The 18,916-nt window shown below is 37.3% G+C and carries 24 protein-coding genes, 1 other RNA gene and 2 pseudogenes; 21 read left to right on the top strand and 6 right to left on the bottom strand.

The genetic code is table 11. The annotated features are described in order from the left end of the window. Positions 1–3 precede the first annotated feature (3 nt). From uvrA to fba, 6 genes and pseudogenes are all read left to right on the top strand, one after another. Positions 4–2,843: pseudogene (gene uvrA, locus Ami3637_RS18975) on the top strand (excinuclease ABC subunit UvrA). 132 nt (positions 2,844–2,975) lie between these two features. Beyond that, the gene (locus Ami3637_RS11000; protein WP_162362623.1) at positions 2,976–4,409 is read left to right on the top strand and encodes a nicotinate phosphoribosyltransferase; all 1,434 of its coding nucleotides are present in this window, start codon (positions 2,976–2,978) and stop codon (positions 4,407–4,409) included. Positions 4,410–4,598: 189 nt separating this feature from the next. Further along, complete coding sequence (locus tag Ami3637_RS11005) at positions 4,599–5,336, top strand: polyphosphate polymerase domain-containing protein (protein ID WP_162362624.1); 738 nt, start codon at positions 4,599–4,601, stop codon at positions 5,334–5,336. Further along, the gene (locus Ami3637_RS11010; RefSeq protein WP_202931045.1) at positions 5,329–6,009 is read left to right on the top strand and encodes a DUF4956 domain-containing protein; all 681 of its coding nucleotides are present in this window, start codon (positions 5,329–5,331) and stop codon (positions 6,007–6,009) included. Before Ami3637_RS11005 ends, Ami3637_RS11010 begins: the two co-directional genes overlap by 8 nt. 16 nt (positions 6,010–6,025) lie before the next feature. After that, positions 6,026–8,005: a carbohydrate-binding domain-containing protein gene (locus Ami3637_RS11015; protein ID WP_162362625.1), complete on the top strand. Its 1,980-nt coding sequence runs from the start codon at positions 6,026–6,028 to the stop codon at positions 8,003–8,005. A gap of 173 nt (positions 8,006–8,178) precedes the next feature. Then, positions 8,179–9,108, top strand: coding sequence for a class II fructose-1,6-bisphosphate aldolase (fba, locus tag Ami3637_RS11020; protein WP_162362626.1), 930 nt, complete (start codon positions 8,179–8,181; stop codon positions 9,106–9,108). A 20-nt stretch (positions 9,109–9,128) separates the two neighbouring features. On the opposite strand, the gene Ami3637_RS17940 is transcribed toward fba, so the two are convergent. Together Ami3637_RS17940 and Ami3637_RS11025 are read right to left on the bottom strand one after the other, a co-directional pair. Beyond that, the gene (locus Ami3637_RS17940; protein WP_279286666.1) at positions 9,129–9,257 is read right to left on the bottom strand and encodes a hypothetical protein; all 129 of its coding nucleotides are present in this window, start codon (positions 9,255–9,257) and stop codon (positions 9,129–9,131) included. Then, on the bottom strand, positions 9,230–9,568 hold the full coding sequence (locus tag Ami3637_RS11025) for a hypothetical protein (protein ID WP_162362627.1): 339 nt from the start codon (positions 9,566–9,568) through the stop codon (positions 9,230–9,232). Before Ami3637_RS11025 ends, Ami3637_RS17940 begins: the two co-directional genes overlap by 28 nt. Positions 9,569–9,688: 120 nt before the next feature. On the opposite strand from Ami3637_RS11025, the gene Ami3637_RS11030 reads away from it, so the two are divergent. After that, entirely contained in the window at positions 9,689–9,970 is a 282-nt protein-coding gene (locus Ami3637_RS11030) for a hypothetical protein (protein ID WP_162362628.1), read from the top strand. Positions 9,971–10,031: 61 nt separating this feature from the next. On the opposite strand, the gene Ami3637_RS11035 is transcribed toward Ami3637_RS11030, so the two are convergent. Then, complete coding sequence (locus Ami3637_RS11035) at positions 10,032–10,505, bottom strand: MltG/YceG/YrrL family protein (protein ID WP_162362629.1); 474 nt, start codon at positions 10,503–10,505, stop codon at positions 10,032–10,034. Positions 10,506–10,644: 139 nt separating this feature from the next. Here Ami3637_RS11035 and Ami3637_RS11040 point away from each other — a divergent pair, with 139 nt between their 5' ends. The 6 genes and pseudogenes from Ami3637_RS11040 to ssrA all read left to right on the top strand — a co-directional run bounded on the left by Ami3637_RS11040 (position 10,645) and on the right by ssrA (position 13,801). Beyond that, on the top strand, positions 10,645–11,418 hold the full coding sequence (locus tag Ami3637_RS11040; RefSeq protein WP_162362630.1) for an RluA family pseudouridine synthase: 774 nt from the start codon (positions 10,645–10,647) through the stop codon (positions 11,416–11,418). A gap of 206 nt (positions 11,419–11,624) precedes the next feature. Then, the gene (gene lepB, locus Ami3637_RS11045) at positions 11,625–12,137 is read left to right on the top strand and encodes a signal peptidase I (RefSeq protein WP_162362631.1); all 513 of its coding nucleotides are present in this window, start codon (positions 11,625–11,627) and stop codon (positions 12,135–12,137) included. A gap of 66 nt (positions 12,138–12,203) precedes the next feature. Beyond that, positions 12,204–12,671, top strand: a pseudogene (gene smpB, locus Ami3637_RS11050) (SsrA-binding protein SmpB); the annotation flags it as partial. A 62-nt stretch (positions 12,672–12,733) separates the two neighbouring features. Next, a complete protein-coding gene (locus tag Ami3637_RS11055; protein WP_162362632.1) occupies positions 12,734–13,027 on the top strand; it encodes a hypothetical protein in 294 nt (97 codons plus the stop codon). A gap of 153 nt (positions 13,028–13,180) precedes the next feature. Then, positions 13,181–13,423 carry a permease of phosphate ABC transporter gene (locus Ami3637_RS11060; protein ID WP_162362633.1) on the top strand — a complete coding sequence of 81 codons (243 nt, stop codon included), beginning with the start codon at positions 13,181–13,183 and terminating at the stop codon, positions 13,421–13,423. A 5-nt stretch (positions 13,424–13,428) separates the two neighbouring features. Next, positions 13,429–13,801, top strand: a transfer-messenger RNA (tmRNA) gene (ssrA, locus tag Ami3637_RS11065). 67 nt (positions 13,802–13,868) lie between these two features. On the opposite strand, the gene Ami3637_RS11070 is transcribed toward ssrA, so the two are convergent. From Ami3637_RS11070 to Ami3637_RS11080, 3 genes are all read right to left on the bottom strand, one after another. Next, positions 13,869–15,023, bottom strand: coding sequence for a tyrosine-type recombinase/integrase (locus tag Ami3637_RS11070; protein ID WP_162362634.1), 1,155 nt, complete (start codon positions 15,021–15,023; stop codon positions 13,869–13,871). A 159-nt stretch (positions 15,024–15,182) separates the two neighbouring features. Next, positions 15,183–15,620 (bottom strand): YHYH domain-containing protein, encoded by a 438-nt coding sequence (locus Ami3637_RS11075; RefSeq protein ID WP_162362635.1) that lies wholly within the window; start codon positions 15,618–15,620, stop codon positions 15,183–15,185. Between the two features lie 305 nt (positions 15,621–15,925). Further along, on the bottom strand, positions 15,926–16,255 hold the full coding sequence (locus Ami3637_RS11080; protein WP_162362636.1) for a helix-turn-helix domain-containing protein: 330 nt from the start codon (positions 16,253–16,255) through the stop codon (positions 15,926–15,928). A gap of 239 nt (positions 16,256–16,494) precedes the next feature. Between Ami3637_RS11080 and Ami3637_RS11085 the strand changes: the two genes are divergently transcribed. The 8 genes from Ami3637_RS11085 (at position 16,495) to Ami3637_RS11120 (ending at position 18,908) form a co-directional block, all read left to right on the top strand. Continuing rightward, positions 16,495–16,677 (top strand): XRE family transcriptional regulator, encoded by a 183-nt coding sequence (locus Ami3637_RS11085; RefSeq protein ID WP_162362637.1) that lies wholly within the window; start codon positions 16,495–16,497, stop codon positions 16,675–16,677. A 10-nt stretch (positions 16,678–16,687) separates the two neighbouring features. Next, a complete protein-coding gene (locus Ami3637_RS11090; protein WP_162362638.1) occupies positions 16,688–16,894 on the top strand; it encodes a helix-turn-helix domain-containing protein in 207 nt (68 codons plus the stop codon). A 107-nt stretch (positions 16,895–17,001) separates the two neighbouring features. Next, positions 17,002–17,274 (top strand): stage V sporulation protein S, encoded by a 273-nt coding sequence (locus Ami3637_RS11095; protein ID WP_162362639.1) that lies wholly within the window; start codon positions 17,002–17,004, stop codon positions 17,272–17,274. Positions 17,275–17,279: 5 nt separating this feature from the next. Next, on the top strand, positions 17,280–17,570 hold the full coding sequence (locus Ami3637_RS11100; protein WP_162362640.1) for a hypothetical protein: 291 nt from the start codon (positions 17,280–17,282) through the stop codon (positions 17,568–17,570). 10 nt (positions 17,571–17,580) lie between these two features. After that, positions 17,581–18,084: a hypothetical protein gene (locus Ami3637_RS11105; RefSeq protein WP_162362641.1), complete on the top strand. Its 504-nt coding sequence runs from the start codon at positions 17,581–17,583 to the stop codon at positions 18,082–18,084. Further along, entirely contained in the window at positions 18,074–18,253 is a 180-nt protein-coding gene (locus tag Ami3637_RS11110; protein WP_162362642.1) for a hypothetical protein, read from the top strand. Before Ami3637_RS11105 ends, Ami3637_RS11110 begins: the two co-directional genes overlap by 11 nt. After that, the gene (locus Ami3637_RS11115) at positions 18,202–18,744 is read left to right on the top strand and encodes a 3D domain-containing protein (RefSeq protein ID WP_162362643.1); all 543 of its coding nucleotides are present in this window, start codon (positions 18,202–18,204) and stop codon (positions 18,742–18,744) included. Before Ami3637_RS11110 ends, Ami3637_RS11115 begins: the two co-directional genes overlap by 52 nt. After that, a complete protein-coding gene (locus tag Ami3637_RS11120) occupies positions 18,741–18,908 on the top strand; it encodes a hypothetical protein (RefSeq protein WP_162362644.1) in 168 nt (55 codons plus the stop codon). Before Ami3637_RS11115 ends, Ami3637_RS11120 begins: the two co-directional genes overlap by 4 nt. The last annotated feature ends 8 nt before the right edge of the window (positions 18,909–18,916 follow it).

Genomic DNA, 18,916 nt, shown 5'->3' on the forward strand with positions numbered 1-18,916 from the left:
AAAATGGCAAACGAAATCATTATAAAAGGTGCCAATGAGCACAATTTGAAAAACATAGATATTACAATACCAAGAGATAAAATGGTGGTTATTACAGGTCTTTCTGGGTCAGGAAAATCTTCATTGGCTTTTGATACCATCTATGCAGAAGGACAAAGGAGATATGTGGAAAGTTTGTCCGCTTATGCCCGTCAGTTCCTGGGGCAGATGGAAAAACCGGATGTGGAGTATATAGAAGGATTGTCCCCTGCAATTTCTATTGACCAGAAAACAACCAGTAAAAATCCACGGTCTACAGTAGGAACCGTGACAGAAATTCACGATTATCTTCGTTTGATGTATGCAAGAATAGGCATACCTCATTGCCCGGTATGTGGCATAGAAATCAAAAGCCAGTCCGTAGATCAGATTGTAGACAGTTTAATGCAGTTAGACGATGGGACAAGAATTACAATGCTTGCGCCCGTAATCAGGGAGCGTAAGGGTGAGCATGAAAAAATCATAGAGAGAATCAGAAAAGAAGGGTTCACCCGTGCAAGAATTGATGGGGAACTTGTAAACATTACTGAAGAAGAAGTGAAACTGGAAAAGACGTTTAAGCATACCATAGAAATTGTTGTAGACAGAATTGTTATAAAAGAAGGGTCCCAAAGCAGGCTGGCTGAAGCTGTGGAGCTTTCTATTTCTCATGGGAATGGTTTAGTTGTGACACAGATTCAAAATAAAGATACCGGGGAGGTACACGACAAGACTTTTTCCACTAAGTTAGCTTGTCCGGAACATGGTGTAAGTATAGAAGAATTAGAACCCAGGATGTTTTCTTTTAACAGTCCTTTTGGTGCATGCCCTGAATGCAATGGATTAGGATTTAATCAGAAAATTGATCCGGATTTGATTATTGAAAACCAGGAGCTAAGTATTTCAGGAGGATGCCTGGGGAATATTTTTGCCTCCATGGAAATAACAGGGTTTTACAGACAGATGATTGAGGCCTTAGCAAATGAACACGGAGTTGATTTGGATACCCCTTACAATAAGCTACCGGCAAAATTTAAAAAGGAGCTTCTGTACGGTACGGGAAACAGGCATTTAAAGTATTACTATAAGAGTAGAAATAATAATTCCGAATCATACAGGGACCATCCTTTTGAAGGGTTATAAACAATCTTGAACGTAGATATAAAGAAACAAATTCCGATTTTATAAAGGATAAGATGCAACAGTTTATGCGCATCACACCATGCGAAATATGCAGTGGAAAAAGATTAAAACCCGAAGTACTGGCCGTTACTGTAGGTGATAAAAATATAGCAGAAATATCTGATATGCCTATCAGGGAAGCTGTAACATTTATGGAGAATCTGGAACTGAACAGTAAAGATCAGATTATTGCTCATCAGATTCTGAAGGAAATAAGGTCAAGACTGGGTTTCCTAATTGATGTGGGACTGGATTATCTAACCTTATCAAGATCTTCGGGCACTTTGTCCGGAGGGGAATCACAGCGAATCAGACTGGCTACCCAGATAGGTTCCAGTCTTGTAGGAGTACTCTACATTTTAGATGAACCCAGCATAGGTTTACATCAGAAGGACAATGAAAAGCTCCTAAAAACATTAAGGCATTTAACAGATATAGGTAACACCCTTCTTGTGGTAGAGCATGACGAAGATACCATGTATGCTGCGGATCATATAATTGACATTGGTCCTGGTGCAGGAATACACGGAGGAGAGGTGATTGCACAGGGCGATGTGGAAACCATAAAGAAGTGTAAGGAATCTCTCACTGGGCAGTATTTGTCTGGAACAAAAATAATAAAAGTCCCGGCTGAAAGAAGAACAGGCAATGGTCTTTTTATCACAATAAACGGGGCTAGAGAAAATAACTTGAAAAATGTCAATGTGGACATTCCTCTGGGTAAGCTGGTATGTGTTACCGGAGTATCCGGATCTGGGAAGAGCAGTCTTATCAATGAAATTTTATATAAAGGACTGGCACAGAAAATAAACAGATCAAAAGAAAAGCCAGGAGAACATGATGAGATTATTGGTATAGAAAATATTGATAAAATTATAGATATAAATCAGTCGCCTATAGGAAGGACACCAAGGTCAAATCCGGCCACGTATACCGGGGTCTTTACCCAGATACGGGATTTGTTCGCCCAGTTACCGGAATCCAAAATCAGGGGTTACGAAAAAGGAAGATTCAGTTTTAATGTAAAAGGCGGCAGGTGTGAGGCTTGCAGCGGCGATGGTATCATAAAGATTGAGATGCACTTTCTACCAGATGTTTATGTACCCTGTGAAGTATGTAAAGGCAAGCGTTATAACCGGGAAACACTGGAAGTTAAATACAAAGGCAAAAGTATTTATGATGTTCTGGATATGAATGTATCAGAAGCAGCAGAATTCTTTAAAAATATACCTTCCATTGCAAGGCAGATGGAAACCCTTGTGGAGGTAGGCCTTGGTTATATTAAACTTGGACAGCCTTCTACCCAGCTTTCAGGTGGAGAAGCCCAGAGAATAAAGCTGGCATCAGAACTTTCCAAAAGAAGCACAGGAAAAACCATGTATATACTTGATGAACCTACCACAGGACTGCACTTTGCAGATGTGGACAAGTTAATTCAGGTATTGGAAAGGTTAGTGGAAGCAGGAAATACAGTAGTTGTTATTGAGCATAATCTTGAAGTAATAAAGATGGCAGACTATCTTATAGATTTGGGACCGGACGGCGGCAACAGGGGTGGTACTATTGTAGGCACCGGGACTCCGGAACAAATTGCAGCCAATAAGAATTCTTATACTGGAGAGTTTCTGAAGAAGCTTTTATAGGACTATTTATTACAAATTGAGTCTTTACACCTGACGTGATAGGTGGCATAATGTAAAAGAACGGTTAATTTAGCAAAATATATTTATAATAATAGATAGAAATATAAAACGAAAAAACGGAGGAAGAATCCAATGGCTAAGGGTCTTAATCTGACCATGTTGACTGATTTTTATGAACTCACCATGGCAAATGGCTATTTTGAAACGGATATGGCAAATGATATAGCATACTTTGACATGTTTTTCAGAAAAATTCCGGATGGTGGAGGCTTCGCAATTATGGCGGGGTTAGAACAGGTGATTGAATATCTCAACAATTTATCTTTTTCTGATAAGGATATAGAGTATTTGAGAGGAAAAGGAATTTTCAGTGAAAAATTCTTAGAATACTTAAAAGGTTTCAAATTTACCTGTGACGTCTGGGCTGTACCAGAGGGAACTCCAATTTTTCCAGGGGAACCATTAGTAACGGTCAGAGGGCCGCTTATGCAGGCGCAGTTTGTAGAAACAATGATTTTGCTTTTAGTCAATCATCAGAGTTTAATTGCTACTAAGGCAAACAGAATAGTAAGAGCTGCAAAGGGCCGGGGAGTTATGGAGTTTGGAACCAGAAGAGCACATGGGGCTTCGGCAGCAGTTCTAGGATCAAGAGCTGCTTATATTGGCGGATGCATAGGAACAGCCTGTGCTATTTCTGAAAGAGACTATGGGATAATGGCTCTTGGAACTATGGCTCATAGTTGGGTTCAAATGTTTGACGACGAGTATCAGGCATTTAAAAAATATGCAGAAATTTATCCCAATAATTGTGTACTCTTAGTTGACACTTACAATGTACTTAAATCTGGAGTACCAAATGCAATCCGGATATTTAAAGAAATGAAACCCGAAAAAATGGGCATAAGAATAGACAGCGGTGATGTAACGTATCTGACCAAAAGGGCAAGAGCCATGCTGGATGAGGCAGGTCTGCAGGACTGCAGTATAGTGGTATCAAATTCTTTAGACGAGTTTATCATAAGAGATGTGATTCTGGAAGGGGCATGTATTGACTCTTTCGGAGTAGGAGAAAGACTGATAACCTCTAAGTCTGAACCAGTATTTGGGGGAGTATATAAGCTTTCTGCGCTGGAGAAAGATGGGGAAATGATTCCCAAAATTAAGATTAGTGAAAATGTAGAAAAAATTACTAATCCAGGATTTAAAGCAGTATACAGACTGTTTGATAAAGATACAAATAAAGTAATTGCAGATGTTATTACATTGGATGGTGAAGAGATTGTGGAAGGAAAGCCATATGAGATCTTTGATCCCCAGGCTGTATGGAAGCGAAAAACCATTCATAATTTCTACGCAAAGAATCTGAGAGTGCCTATTTTTAAAGATGGAAAGTGTATTTATAAGAGTCCCAATATTGATGAAATCAGGACATATTGCAAAGAACAGATTGAAACTTTATGGGATGAACTGCTCCGGTTTGAAAACCCACAGATTTATTATGTAGATTTATCCCAGAAATTATGGGAAACAAAACACAAACTGATTGAAGAACATCAGAATTTTTAAAAATTAATTAAAAGTAGGAAAAGACCAAGTGTTGTATTACATTTGGTCTTTTTTGTTTACAAATTCTTCACATTGCCTTTTCATTCCTTTCACAAAGCAATTGTATGCACTACACATTGATAATCCATAATAAGACCATAAGCTATTGGAAAATGTTGCTGAAAAGTAACAGTTGGAAAGGAGCAGAATATGGCGATAGAAGTTTTTAATAGATTTGAAAAAAAATATTTCGTCAAAGAGGAACAAATGACCAGGGTATTAAGTGAAATTGAAAAGCATATGACACCTGATAAAAATAATTTAAACCGAGAAACCTATTCGATTTGCAATATTTACTTTGATACAGAAAACGATGACTTGATAAGATCTTCTCTGTCAAAACCTGTATATAAAGAAAAAGTAAGGCTCAGAACCTATGGCATTCCTAAAAAAGATGATATCGCTTTTCTGGAGATTAAAAAAAAGGTTCAGGGACTGGTAAATAAGAGGAGAACAAAAATAAAGATCCAGGATGCATATCGCTTTATAGAAAATGGGGGCAAGATTGGTGTGGAACAGTATATGAATGTGCAAGTATTAAGAGAACTATCCTTCATGACACAGAAGTATAAGCTCTACCCGAAAGTTATGATAGCTTATGATCGTATGGCGTACTTTGAAAAACAAAATCCTGACTTAAGAGTCTCTTTTGATATCAATATACGAGCCAGAAGAAATCATTTAAAGCTGGAAGAGGGAACTCAGGGAGAAGCACTACTAGAGGCGGGGATGTGGCTGATGGAAATAAAGACTTCCAAGGCTATGCCCCTTTGGCTGACAGGGCTGTTGTCAAGAGAACAAATAAGACCGGTAAGCTTTTCTAAGTATGGTACAGAGTTTAAAAATTATTTATCCAGTAAAAAAGATAAGGAGGTTATATATGCTTAATTCAATTACAGAAAACCTCACTACCATAGCTTCTGGCGCAGAAGTTTCCAATGTAGAGGTAACCATGGCAATGATAGTTGCTTTGGGACTAGGTATAATCATTGCGGTTACATATTTAATATCAAATAAATATGTGTTGAACAGAAAGGGCTTTTCACTTACTTTAATTATGCTTCCTATTATTCTTGCTGTAATTATATTGTTTGTGGGAAGTAATGTTGCAAGAGCGTTTTCACTGGCCGGAGTGCTTTCTATCATTCGTTTCAGAAGTGCACCCGGAGAGTCAAAGGACATTGGGTACATTTTCTTTGCTACAGCTGCAGGAGTGGGATGTGGTGTAGGAATGTATCTGGGAAGCACTATCTTTGTAGTATTTATGTCTATTGTAATGCTTATATTAGAGAAATTAACTTTTGGGGGAAATAACAGGGCTAAGAAATTAAAAATAGTAATACCTGAAGATTTAAACTATGAAAATGTATTTGATGAAGTATTCAATAAATATACCAGCAGATACGCCTTACAAAAGATAAAGACTACAGACTTAGGGTCTTTATATGAGGCTAATTATGAAGTTACCTTGAAACAGGGGATACAGGATAAAGAATTTATAGATGAACTCAGAGCACGAAACGGAAATCTGAATATTACTTTGACTATGTACGGTGAATAAGAAAGGAGGATTTAATATGAAAAGAGAAATTATTAAAGAAAGTAAAAAAAGAGTAATAATTGGCGCACTTGCTGGAGCAATGGTGTTTTCCAGTTTTGGCATATCTGCACTTACGGCAGACGCAGCAGACCTGACGGATACAAATAAAAAGGTAGTTCTTTATGATAAAGATACACAGTTAGCTGCTATAGCAAGTAAAGCAACCAGTACAAAAACTTATGCAGATTATAAAACAGGGACTTACCAGCAAGTTACTTTAAAGGGTGACAGTATTTCCTTTGATGGTGAGGGAGCTACGGTCAAAGGCAGCGACCTGCTTATTCACAGCGCTGGAACCTATGTTTTAAGTGGAACCCTAAATGATGGTGCTGTAATAATTGATAGTACCGATACTGAAAATATAACAATCGTTTTAAATAACGCAAATATAACATGTAAGGACGGAGCTCCTGTTTATGTTAAAAACTCCGGGAAAAATGTTATCATATCAGTCCCGAAAGGAACTGCAAATACCATTACTGATGGTTCTAATTACACTTATGAATACAAGGAACAAACCACAGATGAAGAAAAGGCCGGAGTTTCTTCAGAGCCAAGCGCAGCAATATTTTCAAAAGATGATTTGAAAATAAACGGCAGTGGTAAACTGACGGTTAATGGAAATTATAAAGATGGCATTGCAAGTAAAGATGAGCTGGAAATAACAGAGACTACTTTAGTCATTAATGCGGCAGATGATGGAATAGTAGGAAAAGACAGTGTAGTCATCGGAAGTGGTGACATTACTATTAAGGCTGGAGGAGACGGTATAAAGTCTACCAATTCAGAAGATACAACAAAAGGGTATGTTACCATTGGAGATGGCACCTTTAGCATTGTGAGCGGAAAAGATGGAATTCAGGCAGAATCCACTCTGCTGACACTGGGCGGCGATTATACGATTAAAACTGGTGAGGGAGCAGCTGCAGCTAAAACTAAAACCGTACAGAGTAATATGCAGATACCCCAGCATGGAGAAGGCCAACAGGTACAGAAAACGCTGGCATCAACAGAATCTGCCGTAATTGATACTACAAGTGCAAAGGCCTTGAAAGCAGGAACAAAAGTAGTTATTCAGGATGGAAACTTCCAGATTAACAGTGAGGATGATGCAGTACACTCCGATGATTCTGTGGCTGTTGCTTCGGGAACATTTAAAATTTCTACTGGGGATGATGGTATTCATGCAGACAACAAATTAGATATTTATGGTGGAGATATTGATATTGAGAAGAGCTATGAAGGAATTGAAAGTTCAGAGATGAATATAGAAGGAGGACATATCAATATACTGTCAAGCGATGACGGCATAAATGTGGCAGGGCAGAATAACAGCACAGAGCCTGTGGGTTTTGCCGCCGATAAAACTTCTACCACAGAGTCTGAAGCCGCATCAACACAGAAATTAACCATAAGTGGGGGCAAGATAAATGTAAATGCTAGTGGAGATGGTATAGATGTAAACGGTTCGGGATATATGACAGGGGGCACAGTAGCAGTAAGTGGACCTACTAATGATGGAAACGCTGGACTTGATTACGACGGAGTTTTTCAGGTTACAGGCGGAACTCTTATAGTTGCAGGATCTTCAGGAATGGCACAGGCTCCTGGCTCAGGAACTACTGTAAATACTATTGCTACAGCCGTAACAACCCAGAAAGCTGGAACTGAAGTGAAGCTTGTAAACAGTTCAGGTGATACAGTTTTATCTTTTAAGCCGGAAAAGGAATTTTCACATATTGTAATAAGCTGTGGGGTAATTGAAAAGGGAGAATCTTATAAAATTATGGCGGGAAGTACTGAGCTCGCGAATTTCACTGCAGATTCAATTATAACGAATCTGTCACAAAATAGCGGGAATGGAGGAATGACACCACCGGAGGGTGTAGTGAATATACCAAAGGGATTAATGGCACCACCAAATAAGGAGATCGAACTGAAAAAAGCCAGCAATTAAATGGTTTACAGACAATATAAAATAAAAAATGTTAAAGGAGAGTTATGTAAAAGGGGAATTTTCCAAAACTCTCCTTATTTTGTATGGATAAGAAAATAATTAATAGTGTAATTATTGGACAAGATGGTATATAATGTTACTATATTATGAGATTAAAATATGGAGGTAATGAGATGGCTTTAATCACTTCAAAAGAGATATTTGCAAAAGCTTTGACTAGAGACTATGCAGTTGGGGCATTTAATGTTAATAATATGGAAATTATACAGGGAATTGTAGATGCAGCGAAAGAGGAAAATGCACCACTTATTTTACAGGTTTCAGCTGGAGCAAGGAAATATGCAAGACCTGCATACCTTTTAAAACTTGTAGAAGCAGCTATTGAGGATTCTGGTTTAGATATTGTTTTACATCTTGACCATGGTGAAGATTTTGACATTTGTAAAAAATGTGTAGATGATGGATTTACTTCAGTTATGATTGATGGATCCAAGCATCCATTTGAAGAAAATATCGCTCTTACAAAACAGGTTGTTGAGTATGCACATAGCAAGGGTGCAGTGGTAGAAGCAGAACTTGGAAAACTGGCAGGTGTGGAAGACAATATTAAGGTAGACGCCCGTTCTGCAACATTTACTGATCCGGATGAAGCTGCGGAGTTTGTTAAAAGAACAGGGGTAGATTCTCTGGCTATTGCTATTGGTACCAGCCATGGAGCCTATAAGTTCAAAGGAGAGCCTTATCTTGACTTTGAAAGACTTAAGAAAATTCACGAGCTGATTCCTGATACACCTCTTGTCCTTCACGGAGCATCAACCGTGTTGCCTGAGTTCGTAGCCCGATGCAATGAATATGGCGGTAATATTCCGGGAGCTCAGGGTGTGCCTGAAGATATGATTACAACAGCTACAAAATATGGTATTTGTAAAGTAAACATCGATACGGATTTAAGACTGGCAATGACTGCGGAAGTAAGGAAGTTTTTAATCGAAAAGCCAGAAGAATTTGATCCAAGAAAGTATCTTTCACCGGCAAGAGATGCCATTCAGAGAATGGTACAGCACAAAATAAAGAATGTGCTGAATGCTTCAAATCAGCGATAAAATGAATTAAAAGAGGATTCTTATAAGTAAGGATCCTCTTTTTCTTGCAGCTCTTCAAAATTGTAGGCATTGGTATCATTTGTATCCGGCAGGGAAGCAGTAGAAAGGTTATTCAATATGCTTAACATTGGCCCAAGATTCTGAGCCATTTTTTGAAGCCCCCTATTTTTTTGAAACTGTCAATAACAGATTCTATGGTATCCAGCTGCTTTTGGGGTTTTCCGTCAGGAAATAAAGGTTTTACAGTATGTATGGAATCTTCTATGGTATGGGCTATGTTGCCCTTGACCAGTGGCTCGTGGGCAAGTTCATTCAGGTGGTTTATCCGGTCCAGTGAAGAAACGGCAGTATTTAAGTTGTCTAGCAGCCGTTCCAGTCTGAAGGTGTCAAAATGATTGGGAAAGTGATTGTCTTCTTGGTATAGAAGCATAAAAAGAACAAAAGTAACAATTGGGTTCATAATATACCTCCAATATGAGCAAGTCTTAGTTGTGAATAAAATCTTATGTATCATAGTATGAAATAATACCGCCTGTTGTGCATATAGTATAAAGAAAACCTTAGTGATGGAGGGTATAGTATGAGTATAGATGATAAAATGTTAATGGATTTAGCAGGTCAGGTAGGACTTGGGGGAAAAAATTCAAAAAAGACTTCAGATATTATTTCGGAAGCAACAGAAAATTTCTCAGGGAAAAGTGATGATCAGCTTTTGCAGGAAATACTTAAATTAAAACAGGTTTTGAAAAAAGACAGAAAAGCTTTTGATAAACAGATGGATATGATTAAATCTCTCAGACCGATGATGACACCAGAGCAGCGGAAGAAGCTGGATGGTTTACTTAAAATGCTGGATGAATAGTAAAATGTAAAAAAACAACCGAAGCAGAATGCTTCGGTTGTTTTGTTTTTTCCTAATAAACCTATGCACTTGGTGAAGTAGTAATTTTGTTAATTACTTCATCTGGTGTTGCATTGGCGGGTATAATAAAATTACCTGATTTAAGTTTTGAAGCAGCATTTTTTTGATTAACTAAAGTTTTAAATTCATCTACGGATTTAAATAATCCTACATCAACAAATTTTTGAGCAATTGCACTGACAGATTCTCCATAGTTAATATAGATAGAAAATAACTCAGGATTAGAACCTTTAGCTGGCTTGCCGCCTACGGCGCTACCCGTTACAGCGCTGCCGCTGGTTGTACCATCACCTACTGGAACGGCTAAACCAAAATTAGTGTTTTTTTCACTCTGTTTTTCTTCTGCTGCTACAAAGGATGGATATTGCATAATGTTTCCAATGCTCACCCAGATTACTATACCTGCAATCATGACGATACAAAATGCTGTTAATATATCACTAATATCATATAATATATCTTTAACCTTTCCCATAGATTAATCCCCCTAAAATTCAAGTTTAATTAAAACAGTATATAAATAATTTATCATATTTTGACGAATATTAATATAACCTTTTTATTAAATTTTTGTTACGTTGTATATTTAAGATATAATATGTTATAATGATTTCATGATTAAATTGGTAATAACAGATAATGAAGATAAGCAGAGACTGGACAGGTTTCTGAAAAAGTATTTAAAAAACGCTTCACTGAGCTATATTTATAAACTGATTCGAAAGGATATAAAAATTAATGGCAAGCGTGGCAGCGTGGAGACTATACTGAATCAGGGAGATGAACTTACCCTGTATATCAGTGAAGAAGATTTCAATTCTCTTATGGCAGTGAAGAAAACACAAAAATCAAAGAAACAGTTCAACATTGCCTATGAGGATGAAAATATTATTATAGTAGAGAAGCCTTTTGGTTTACTTACTCATGGGGACTCTCATGAGAAAAAAAATCATCTGGCTAATCAGGTGATTTCTTATCTTATTGAAAAGGGCGATTACAGGCCTGACAGGGAAAGAACTTTTGCACCTTCACCAGTAAACAGGCTGGATAGAAATACTACAGGACTTGTGATGTTTGGAAAAAATAGTAAATCCCTGCAGACTCTCAATTTGATGATCAGAGAGAAGGGCTATGTAAGCAAATATTACCTTACAGTAGTATATGGAGAATTACAAAAGGAATTAATCTTAAAGGATAAGATGGAAAAAGACAACAATAAAAATATGATTAAAGTAATGCCCCTGGAGGAAGAGGGAGGCAAAGTAATGGAGACCATTGCCCGGCCCCTTATTTCTAAGAATGGGTTTACTTTAGTTGAAGTAGAACTTGTAACGGGAAGGACCCATCAGATCAGAGCCCATTTAGGGGGGCAGGATACCCGGTTATAGGAGATACAAAGTACGGAGATTCGTCTGCAAACAGACGAATTGAGAAAAGGTTTGGATTGACAACGCAGTTCCTACATGCATATAAATTATCCTTTCATGAGGCAGAAGAGCCGCTCAAATATATGATAGGAAGAGAAATAGAGGGCCGACTGCCGCAGAATCTGGAAGACATAAGACATGAATTGTTTGATTAGGGGGGATTAGAAATGAAAGGATTAATTAAAGAAGTACTAATAGCAGTAATAATTGCATTTATCATTATGCAGTTTATAAAACCGACCATTGTAAAGGAATCATCCATGCAGCCTACATTGTATGAAAATAATTATATATTATTAAATAAGCAGGCTTATAACTTTGGACAGCCTAAGAGAGGGGACATCATTGTGTTCCACACTGGCTTAAAACTTGAAAACGGCAAAGAAAAAATGCTGATTAAGAGAGTTATCGGATTGCCGGGAGAAACAATTACTATAAAAGAAGGTAATGTTTATATCAATGATAAAATGCTTACAGAGAAGTATACAAAAGATGGATATACCGATGGGGATATTGAAAATCTAAAGATTCCAAAAGGCGAGATGTTTGTAATGGGGGACAACAGACTTGTCAGCATTGACAGCAGGTTGGACGAAGTAGGATGTGTCAAAATTGATGATGTCCTGGGGAAAGCTTTTGTAAGGCTGTATCCATTCAATGAGATAAGAACGTTTAAGTAATACAGGGACGTTTAACCAAAGGGAAATAGTAAAGCAAAAAACGCCCTTCGAAAGGAGAGCAAAAATTATGAAAGAAAAAAAATAATTGCTAATAATAAAAAAGCAAGGCATGATTATTTCATAGAGGAAGTTTATGAGGCTGGAATGGTACTTACGGGAACAGAGATAAAATCCATCCGTAAGGGAAAGATAAACATTAAAGAGAGCTATGCCAAAATAGAAAACGGTGAACTTATTATTTATGGGATGAATATAAGTCCATATGAGCAGGGAAACCGTTTCAATGTAGATCCAATCAGGCCGAGAAAGCTTTTGCTGCACAAGCAGGAAATCCGAAAATTAATCGGATTAATTACATTAAAAGGCCTGACTCTGGTCCCTCTGAATGTTTATATAAATCAGCAGGGAAAAGCTAAGATGGAACTTGCCGTAGCCAGAGGAAAGAAAAACTACGATAAGCGTGAAGATATTGCCCGTAAGGATGCCGACAGAAGGATGCAGCAGGCAGTCAGAAGAGAAGCAAAAAATTATTAGACTTGAAAGGCACTTTAAATAAAGGTGCCTTTTTATATCATTTTACCAAAGGAGAAACAGCAATGAGAAAAATAAAAATTATACCAGATTCTCCCTTTTATACTAATTGTGACATTTCAGTTTATGATGTAACAGATGGAAATGAAAAGAAAAGATGTAAGATTAAAGTAGAATATGCAGAATATGATGTGAATCAGATGAAGAAAAAGGGCGCCTCCAAAGAGGAAGTATTACAAAATTATAAAAACATGATTTATGATGTTGTAAAGTACTATATAGCAGATGACTGGGAATGTATAAATGGTTATGAGGAAATTCTTAAAGTTATTGATGACAAAATAAGCCATTATTTTTAGATAAATATTAACGCTTAAAATAATAGAGATTTATATTGCTTTTGTACAGTTATTGTGTATAATTTTATTAAGAACAATAAATAAAAAAACAGATCTTTGCACAGAATAATCGGTAGAAGTTATATTTTCATACAGTAAGAAAAGAGGTTAATTATGAAAGATTTACTTAGCTATGCTGACCGATATATTAAAAGGGCAAACTGGAAAGATATGGCACTTATGAAAGTGTGCTTATGTTCAATGGGAGTAGTAATTGGTGCTTCTCTTTCTGATAAAGCAAAAAAGCCAGTGAAATGTGGTGCAAAGTTTTTATTCGTTGTGACTTATGTCCCACTGATGATTAAAGCTACTTCTATATTTCTGGAAGAAAAGCCGGAGGTGAAGAAGATTTATTAGGTTATGGGGATGTAAAGGTTTCGACGGGGGTGTAGAAGCCTGATAAGCGAGCCGCAGTTTGCCAAGTCTGCGTTAAAAATGGCACGTTAAATATAAACGCTAAAAATAATAACAATTACGCATTAGCTGCATAGTTCAGCGCCGCGCACAGCGGTAGCGTCGTCGGCCTGCATTCACCCGTAGGTGCATGGATCCGGCGTCGACATACGGGAAAACTCTGTGTGAGCTCCTAGTAGCACAGGGGACTAATAGGATAGCGGACCTGATAGCCTGCCAACGGGCGATCGGAGAAGCGAAACAATAAAACATTGGCTGCGCTCGGAGAAATTCATGTGGAAATGCTTTCGGACAGGAGTTCGACTCTCCTCATCTCCACCACAAAACCGTTGAAATTTCAACGGTTATTTTTTTAATATTGTTGTTTGTCGTAAAATTGTCGTAAAAGTTATTTTTGACTGATGAGTTTTGAGAAATAATCATCCATCTTTTGAGCTGCTTCCTGATCAGAATTATTGAAGATATGAGTATAGGTATTTCTGGTTGTAGACAGCTGACTGTGTCCCAACCTTTTACTTATTTGTACCTCACTTACTCCAAGATAATCCAGGATAGAAGTATGAGTATGCCTTAATTGGTGGAAGGTGATTTTTCTAAGACCTTCTCTTTTTATGAAATTGGGGAACCATCTGTTTATATTTCTTGGAAAAATTGGTTCTCCAAATTCATTAACAAAAATATAGCTTGAATCGTTCCATTTTGAACCAAGCCTGATTTTTTCTTTCTTCTGGTACAATTGATACTCTTTCAGTAGCTTCGTGCACAGCTCGGGAATTGAAATTGTTCGTTGACTCTTTTTAGTCTTAGGTGAATCTTCAACAATGCCAAAACCATGCACATAGGATCTGTTCCTTTCAACAGTCAGGCTTTTCTCACTCCAGTTAATGTCTTCCCATTTTAATCCACATATTTCACTAGCTCTTAATCCAGTAAATAAGTCTAGCATAATAGCCACTTTGTAAGTTAGCTCGTCAGTATCAAGAGCCATGATTTTATCAATTAAAATTAATACTTCAGTACGATTATAAAAGTCGGCCTCTGCTGCTCTTAGCGGCTTTAATGTTACATCCTCACAGGGATTTACAGATATAAGCTGCCATTTCTTTGCCGTAGTAAATATGGTACGTAAAAGTGAAAACGCACAATGAACGCTTTTATTAGAAAGACCACTTTCATATAAATTATTAACCCATTGCTGCAATTGCAATACAGTAGCCTTGTTTGCTTTCCTTTTCTCAATGTATGGCTTAATCTGGTTCCTGATTAATACTTCATATTTGCTATAGGTGGATGCTTTTACGCTGTGCTTAGCATGTTCTTTCATGTAAAGGTCGCAAAGTTGCCCTATAGTAAAATTGCTTTCCTTAGCATAGTTGCCTGCTTCGCATTCAGCATAAAATTTGGCAAGTGCTTTATCGGCCTCCTTAGGTGACTTGCAGTGCACAGTTGTGTTGTATCTGTTGGGCTTGCCAGTATAGTCGGTGCCGATGCACACTTCTAAAAGATATGAATCTTTCCCTCTCTTTCTATAAGTTCCAGGCATGTCATTACCTCCTTGGTATTTGATTTAGGGTATAAAAATACCCTTAAATAGTTGTATTTTAAGGGTGGTAATGATACAATATGATTGCGAGTCATAGGTTTGTATCATTACAACCTATATGCATTAGCTCCCAGTGATGGGAGCTTTTGTTTTGTTATTTTAATTAGAATTCAATACTAATCCAGTGTTTGAATCTACCCATCCTCCTGTTAAGCCTAATGCTTTTATAACTTCAGATGAAAGGGGAACATAAGTTACATCGTTAATAACTACTGGCCCGTAATTTGAAGTTGTATTATTTAAATTAGTTCCATTAACTACAACGGGAAAAGAAGGTTTATTATAATTTGTTGTAGTTACAGATTTAGTAGTTGATTTTGCCACAGAACTAGAACTATAAGGGCAAACTCCATTTTTGTGCAAATGTGCTGGGTGACCACCACAATGATAATGATAGCTTCCTAAACCGCTAACATTTTTATAATCATGATGCCCTCCTGCTGAATCTGTACGGCCTGAATGCGCAAGAACAACAACTGGCATACAAATACATAACGCAATAATAACGATAACGTGTAATAATTTTTTCTTTTTCATAATTTTCTCCTTAATTTATTAAAATACATATTTATACTACACTTTTTAATAAATTAATGCTGTCGTATTTTGACGAATTAAAAAAATTATCCTACATGCCTAAGTGATTCTAAAATATCAACGCTGTACATTTGATTATAATCTCTATTGTTGATATGCTCCATCTCATGGTCGTATGCTTTTATCTGAGTTTCTGAGTTTAGCCTGGCATTAATAAAAATTGTAAAGCTATCGTCACTATTATATATTGTTAGGCCTCTTATTGTGGTAGGCATGTCGATAAGATGCACCTGTATATATTCCAATTATTCATCACCCTTTAATCTTTTTACCATATCAATCACTAACTGTATATCACTTTTGCTTACCTTACGAGAGGCATCAAAAAGCATTCGTAAATCTTTGTCCTCATATATCTCTTGAGCAATTTCTGCAGCTTCAGGATCTAAATAATAGTTGCTTGCATTATCTTGATTATTACTTTCAAAATTGTCCAATTCAGAAAGACTAATTCCTAAAGCACTACATAGTGCTTTCACCGTTTCGAATTTTGGGTCGGTAGTTTGCCCAGCAAATATTTTGTTTAATGTTCCGAGTGGCACACCAGATAACCTAGACAGCTCTTCATTTGTCATGCCTAATTCTTTTTTTTAATTCTTAAATATTCCACTCCCATTTTTTATTTCCTTTCCTTTATACGATGATAATATATTACCACTAACGGAAATATAACGCAATATAAAATTACCGAAAAAGATAAAATACTTTCTTAATTATGATTGACTGTTACCGAAAATGGTAATATAATGAATTTGTAATTACCGTTAATGGTAAAGAAAGGAGAGGTAATATGCGAGCTTATTTAGAGTACGTAATGCAGACTAAAAATGTAACAAGAGCAGATTTATTAGAACTATTGAATGTATCAGAAAAAACACTGAGAAATAAAATTTCTGGTACAACTGATTTCACTTGGTCTGAAGCAAAAAAAATTAGAAACACGTTTTTCCCGGATCAAGATTATGACAAGTTATTTGAGCAACTACCAAAACAATAAGGGGGATCATATGGAAAACAAAATATTTGACAGTCGTGAAGCAGCAGCTTACTTACATATTTGCTATGACACGTTGGTAAGAAGTGTACGAAAAAATGAGATTCCTCATTTTAAGGTCGGGCGAAAGCTGTTATTCAGAAAAGACAGCTTAGATGAGTTTATCAGGAAACAGGAGGATGGTGCTAACGATGACCTACATACAGCAGCGCAAAATTGAGCGGTGCGATTCTCTGACAAGCACCAGAATTTATAAAGCTCTAACAGGGCAGCATAAGCCCTCTGATATAGAGATAATTGAAAGTTTAAAGAAAGAAGGTAAGAAGTATGTCAATTAAGTCTGAAATTTTAAAAGTATCTTCAGAGTCAAATCCTAATTCCTTAGCAGGAGCAATCGCAGCGGTGGTTAAGGAAGGGCGAGAAGCAGAGGTACAAGCTATTGGAGCAGGAGCCGTTAACCAGGCAGTAAAAGCGGTGGCCATAGCAAGAGGGTATGTTGCCCCTTATGGCATGGACCTAGTATGTGTGCCAGGTTTCAAGAAACTAGAGCTTGATGATGGAATACGCACTGCAATGGTTTTAATTGTAGGGAGGAGGTAAGGCAAATGAATGTAAACACTGGAGAATTATTTAGAATGAGTCCAGAAATGGAAAAAGAACTTGCAAGACGTTTCTCTGAAAGGGATGAGAGGTTCAAAGAAATGTTTAAACCCGTTCCCGTTGAATTTAGTGAAGAAGTTGAACAGGAACTAAATGGACAGGATAGAGGGTTGGTAGATATGACTAAAGGAACTCCTCTTGTAAAATGGGCCAAATCACAACAGTCCCATAAAGGTCCAAACAGGAAGCAGCGTAGGCAAATGGCTAAAGAGAGCCGCAGAAAAAATAGAGGTTAGGGAGGAGATAATGGATAAATATTTTGAGATTGAAAAAGGCAGCCCAATCTACAATGACTATTTTAGGTATTTAGAGGAAGCAAAGAAGATGACCAGTATATTCAATGCATTTGCAGAAAAGCATGGGATTGAAGCATCTGAATTTATTCCTAGAAAGAAAAAGCTATACATACTGCCAACTGAAAAAGATAAAGACGTTTTTGGAAGGAAATTCACACAGGGCTATGGAGAATACGGAGAAAAACAGTTCAAATGTAATTCTGACATAGGCAAAGATTGGGTTTATACAGTACAGGACATGCCGATTCCGCATAAACCAATGTATTTTACTTATGGCCTACATGTTTTGGGTAGATTTTCTTCAAGATTATTTAACATAGGTGAAAATTTATATGGCTCGTTGTCAGCTCATGAATGCAGTTTTGAATTGCTAGAATGCAGGAAGGAAATGAAAGCAAGTGAGTTTTACAAGATTTTAGAATCAGAAAAGGAGAAGAAAAATCATGAGAAATAAAGAAGAAATCTGTGAGGAAATGAAGAAGGTTAAGACAGCGCGAAAGGCAGCTGTAAAAAAGTTAGACCGCTGCAATGAGAGGTTAGAAGAATTGTATATCGAAATGGAGGAAGTGGTATGTCAGACAGAATTGAACGGTACCGCCGTAGATGGGTTAGAACAGCAGTAAAGCGGTGCACAGCTATGGTTGTCGGAACCCTGGTGATTTGTACAAGCATTAATGTATATGCTGACTACAGTCTGCAGCAGGACCTGGACACAGTGAAGATGCAGCAAACCGACACACTAAACACACTTATGTACCACAGGATGTATACGGAGCCAGAGCTGACGGAAGTAAATCCCGTAACAAAACTGGAGAAGCCGGCACTGGTCAGTTTAGGAAAGTTCAAGATAACTCATTACTGCAGCTGCGTAAAATGTTGCGGCAAAGCAGATGGTATTACTAAGACTGGGACAAAAGCAACTGCAGGGAGGACCATCGGTGTGGACCCGGATATAATTCCGCTGGGAAGTACAGTGTACATAGATGGACAAGCATTTGTGGCAGAGGATACTGGTGGAGGCATTAAAGGTAACCGGATTGATATGTTTGTTCAAAGTCACCAGGAAGCCAAGGAAAAGGATGTGTATGAGACGGAGGTGTTTATAGAAATGTGAATAAGTTGGATGGAACACGGAACAGGACTGAGTGCCAGATTGAAGTTATAAAAGAAAAAGCACCTACAGAGGCGGCAACCTCAGACGTAAGTGCACATTCAAATAATCAAGTTAAGAATACATCAGACAGTAAAAACTGTCAAGATGCATTAAATAATATTTAAAGGAGATT

It is taken from the genome of Aminipila terrae (genome assembly GCF_010120715.1).
Taxonomy (GTDB): Bacteria; Bacillota; Clostridia; order Peptostreptococcales; family Anaerovoracaceae; genus Aminipila; species Aminipila terrae.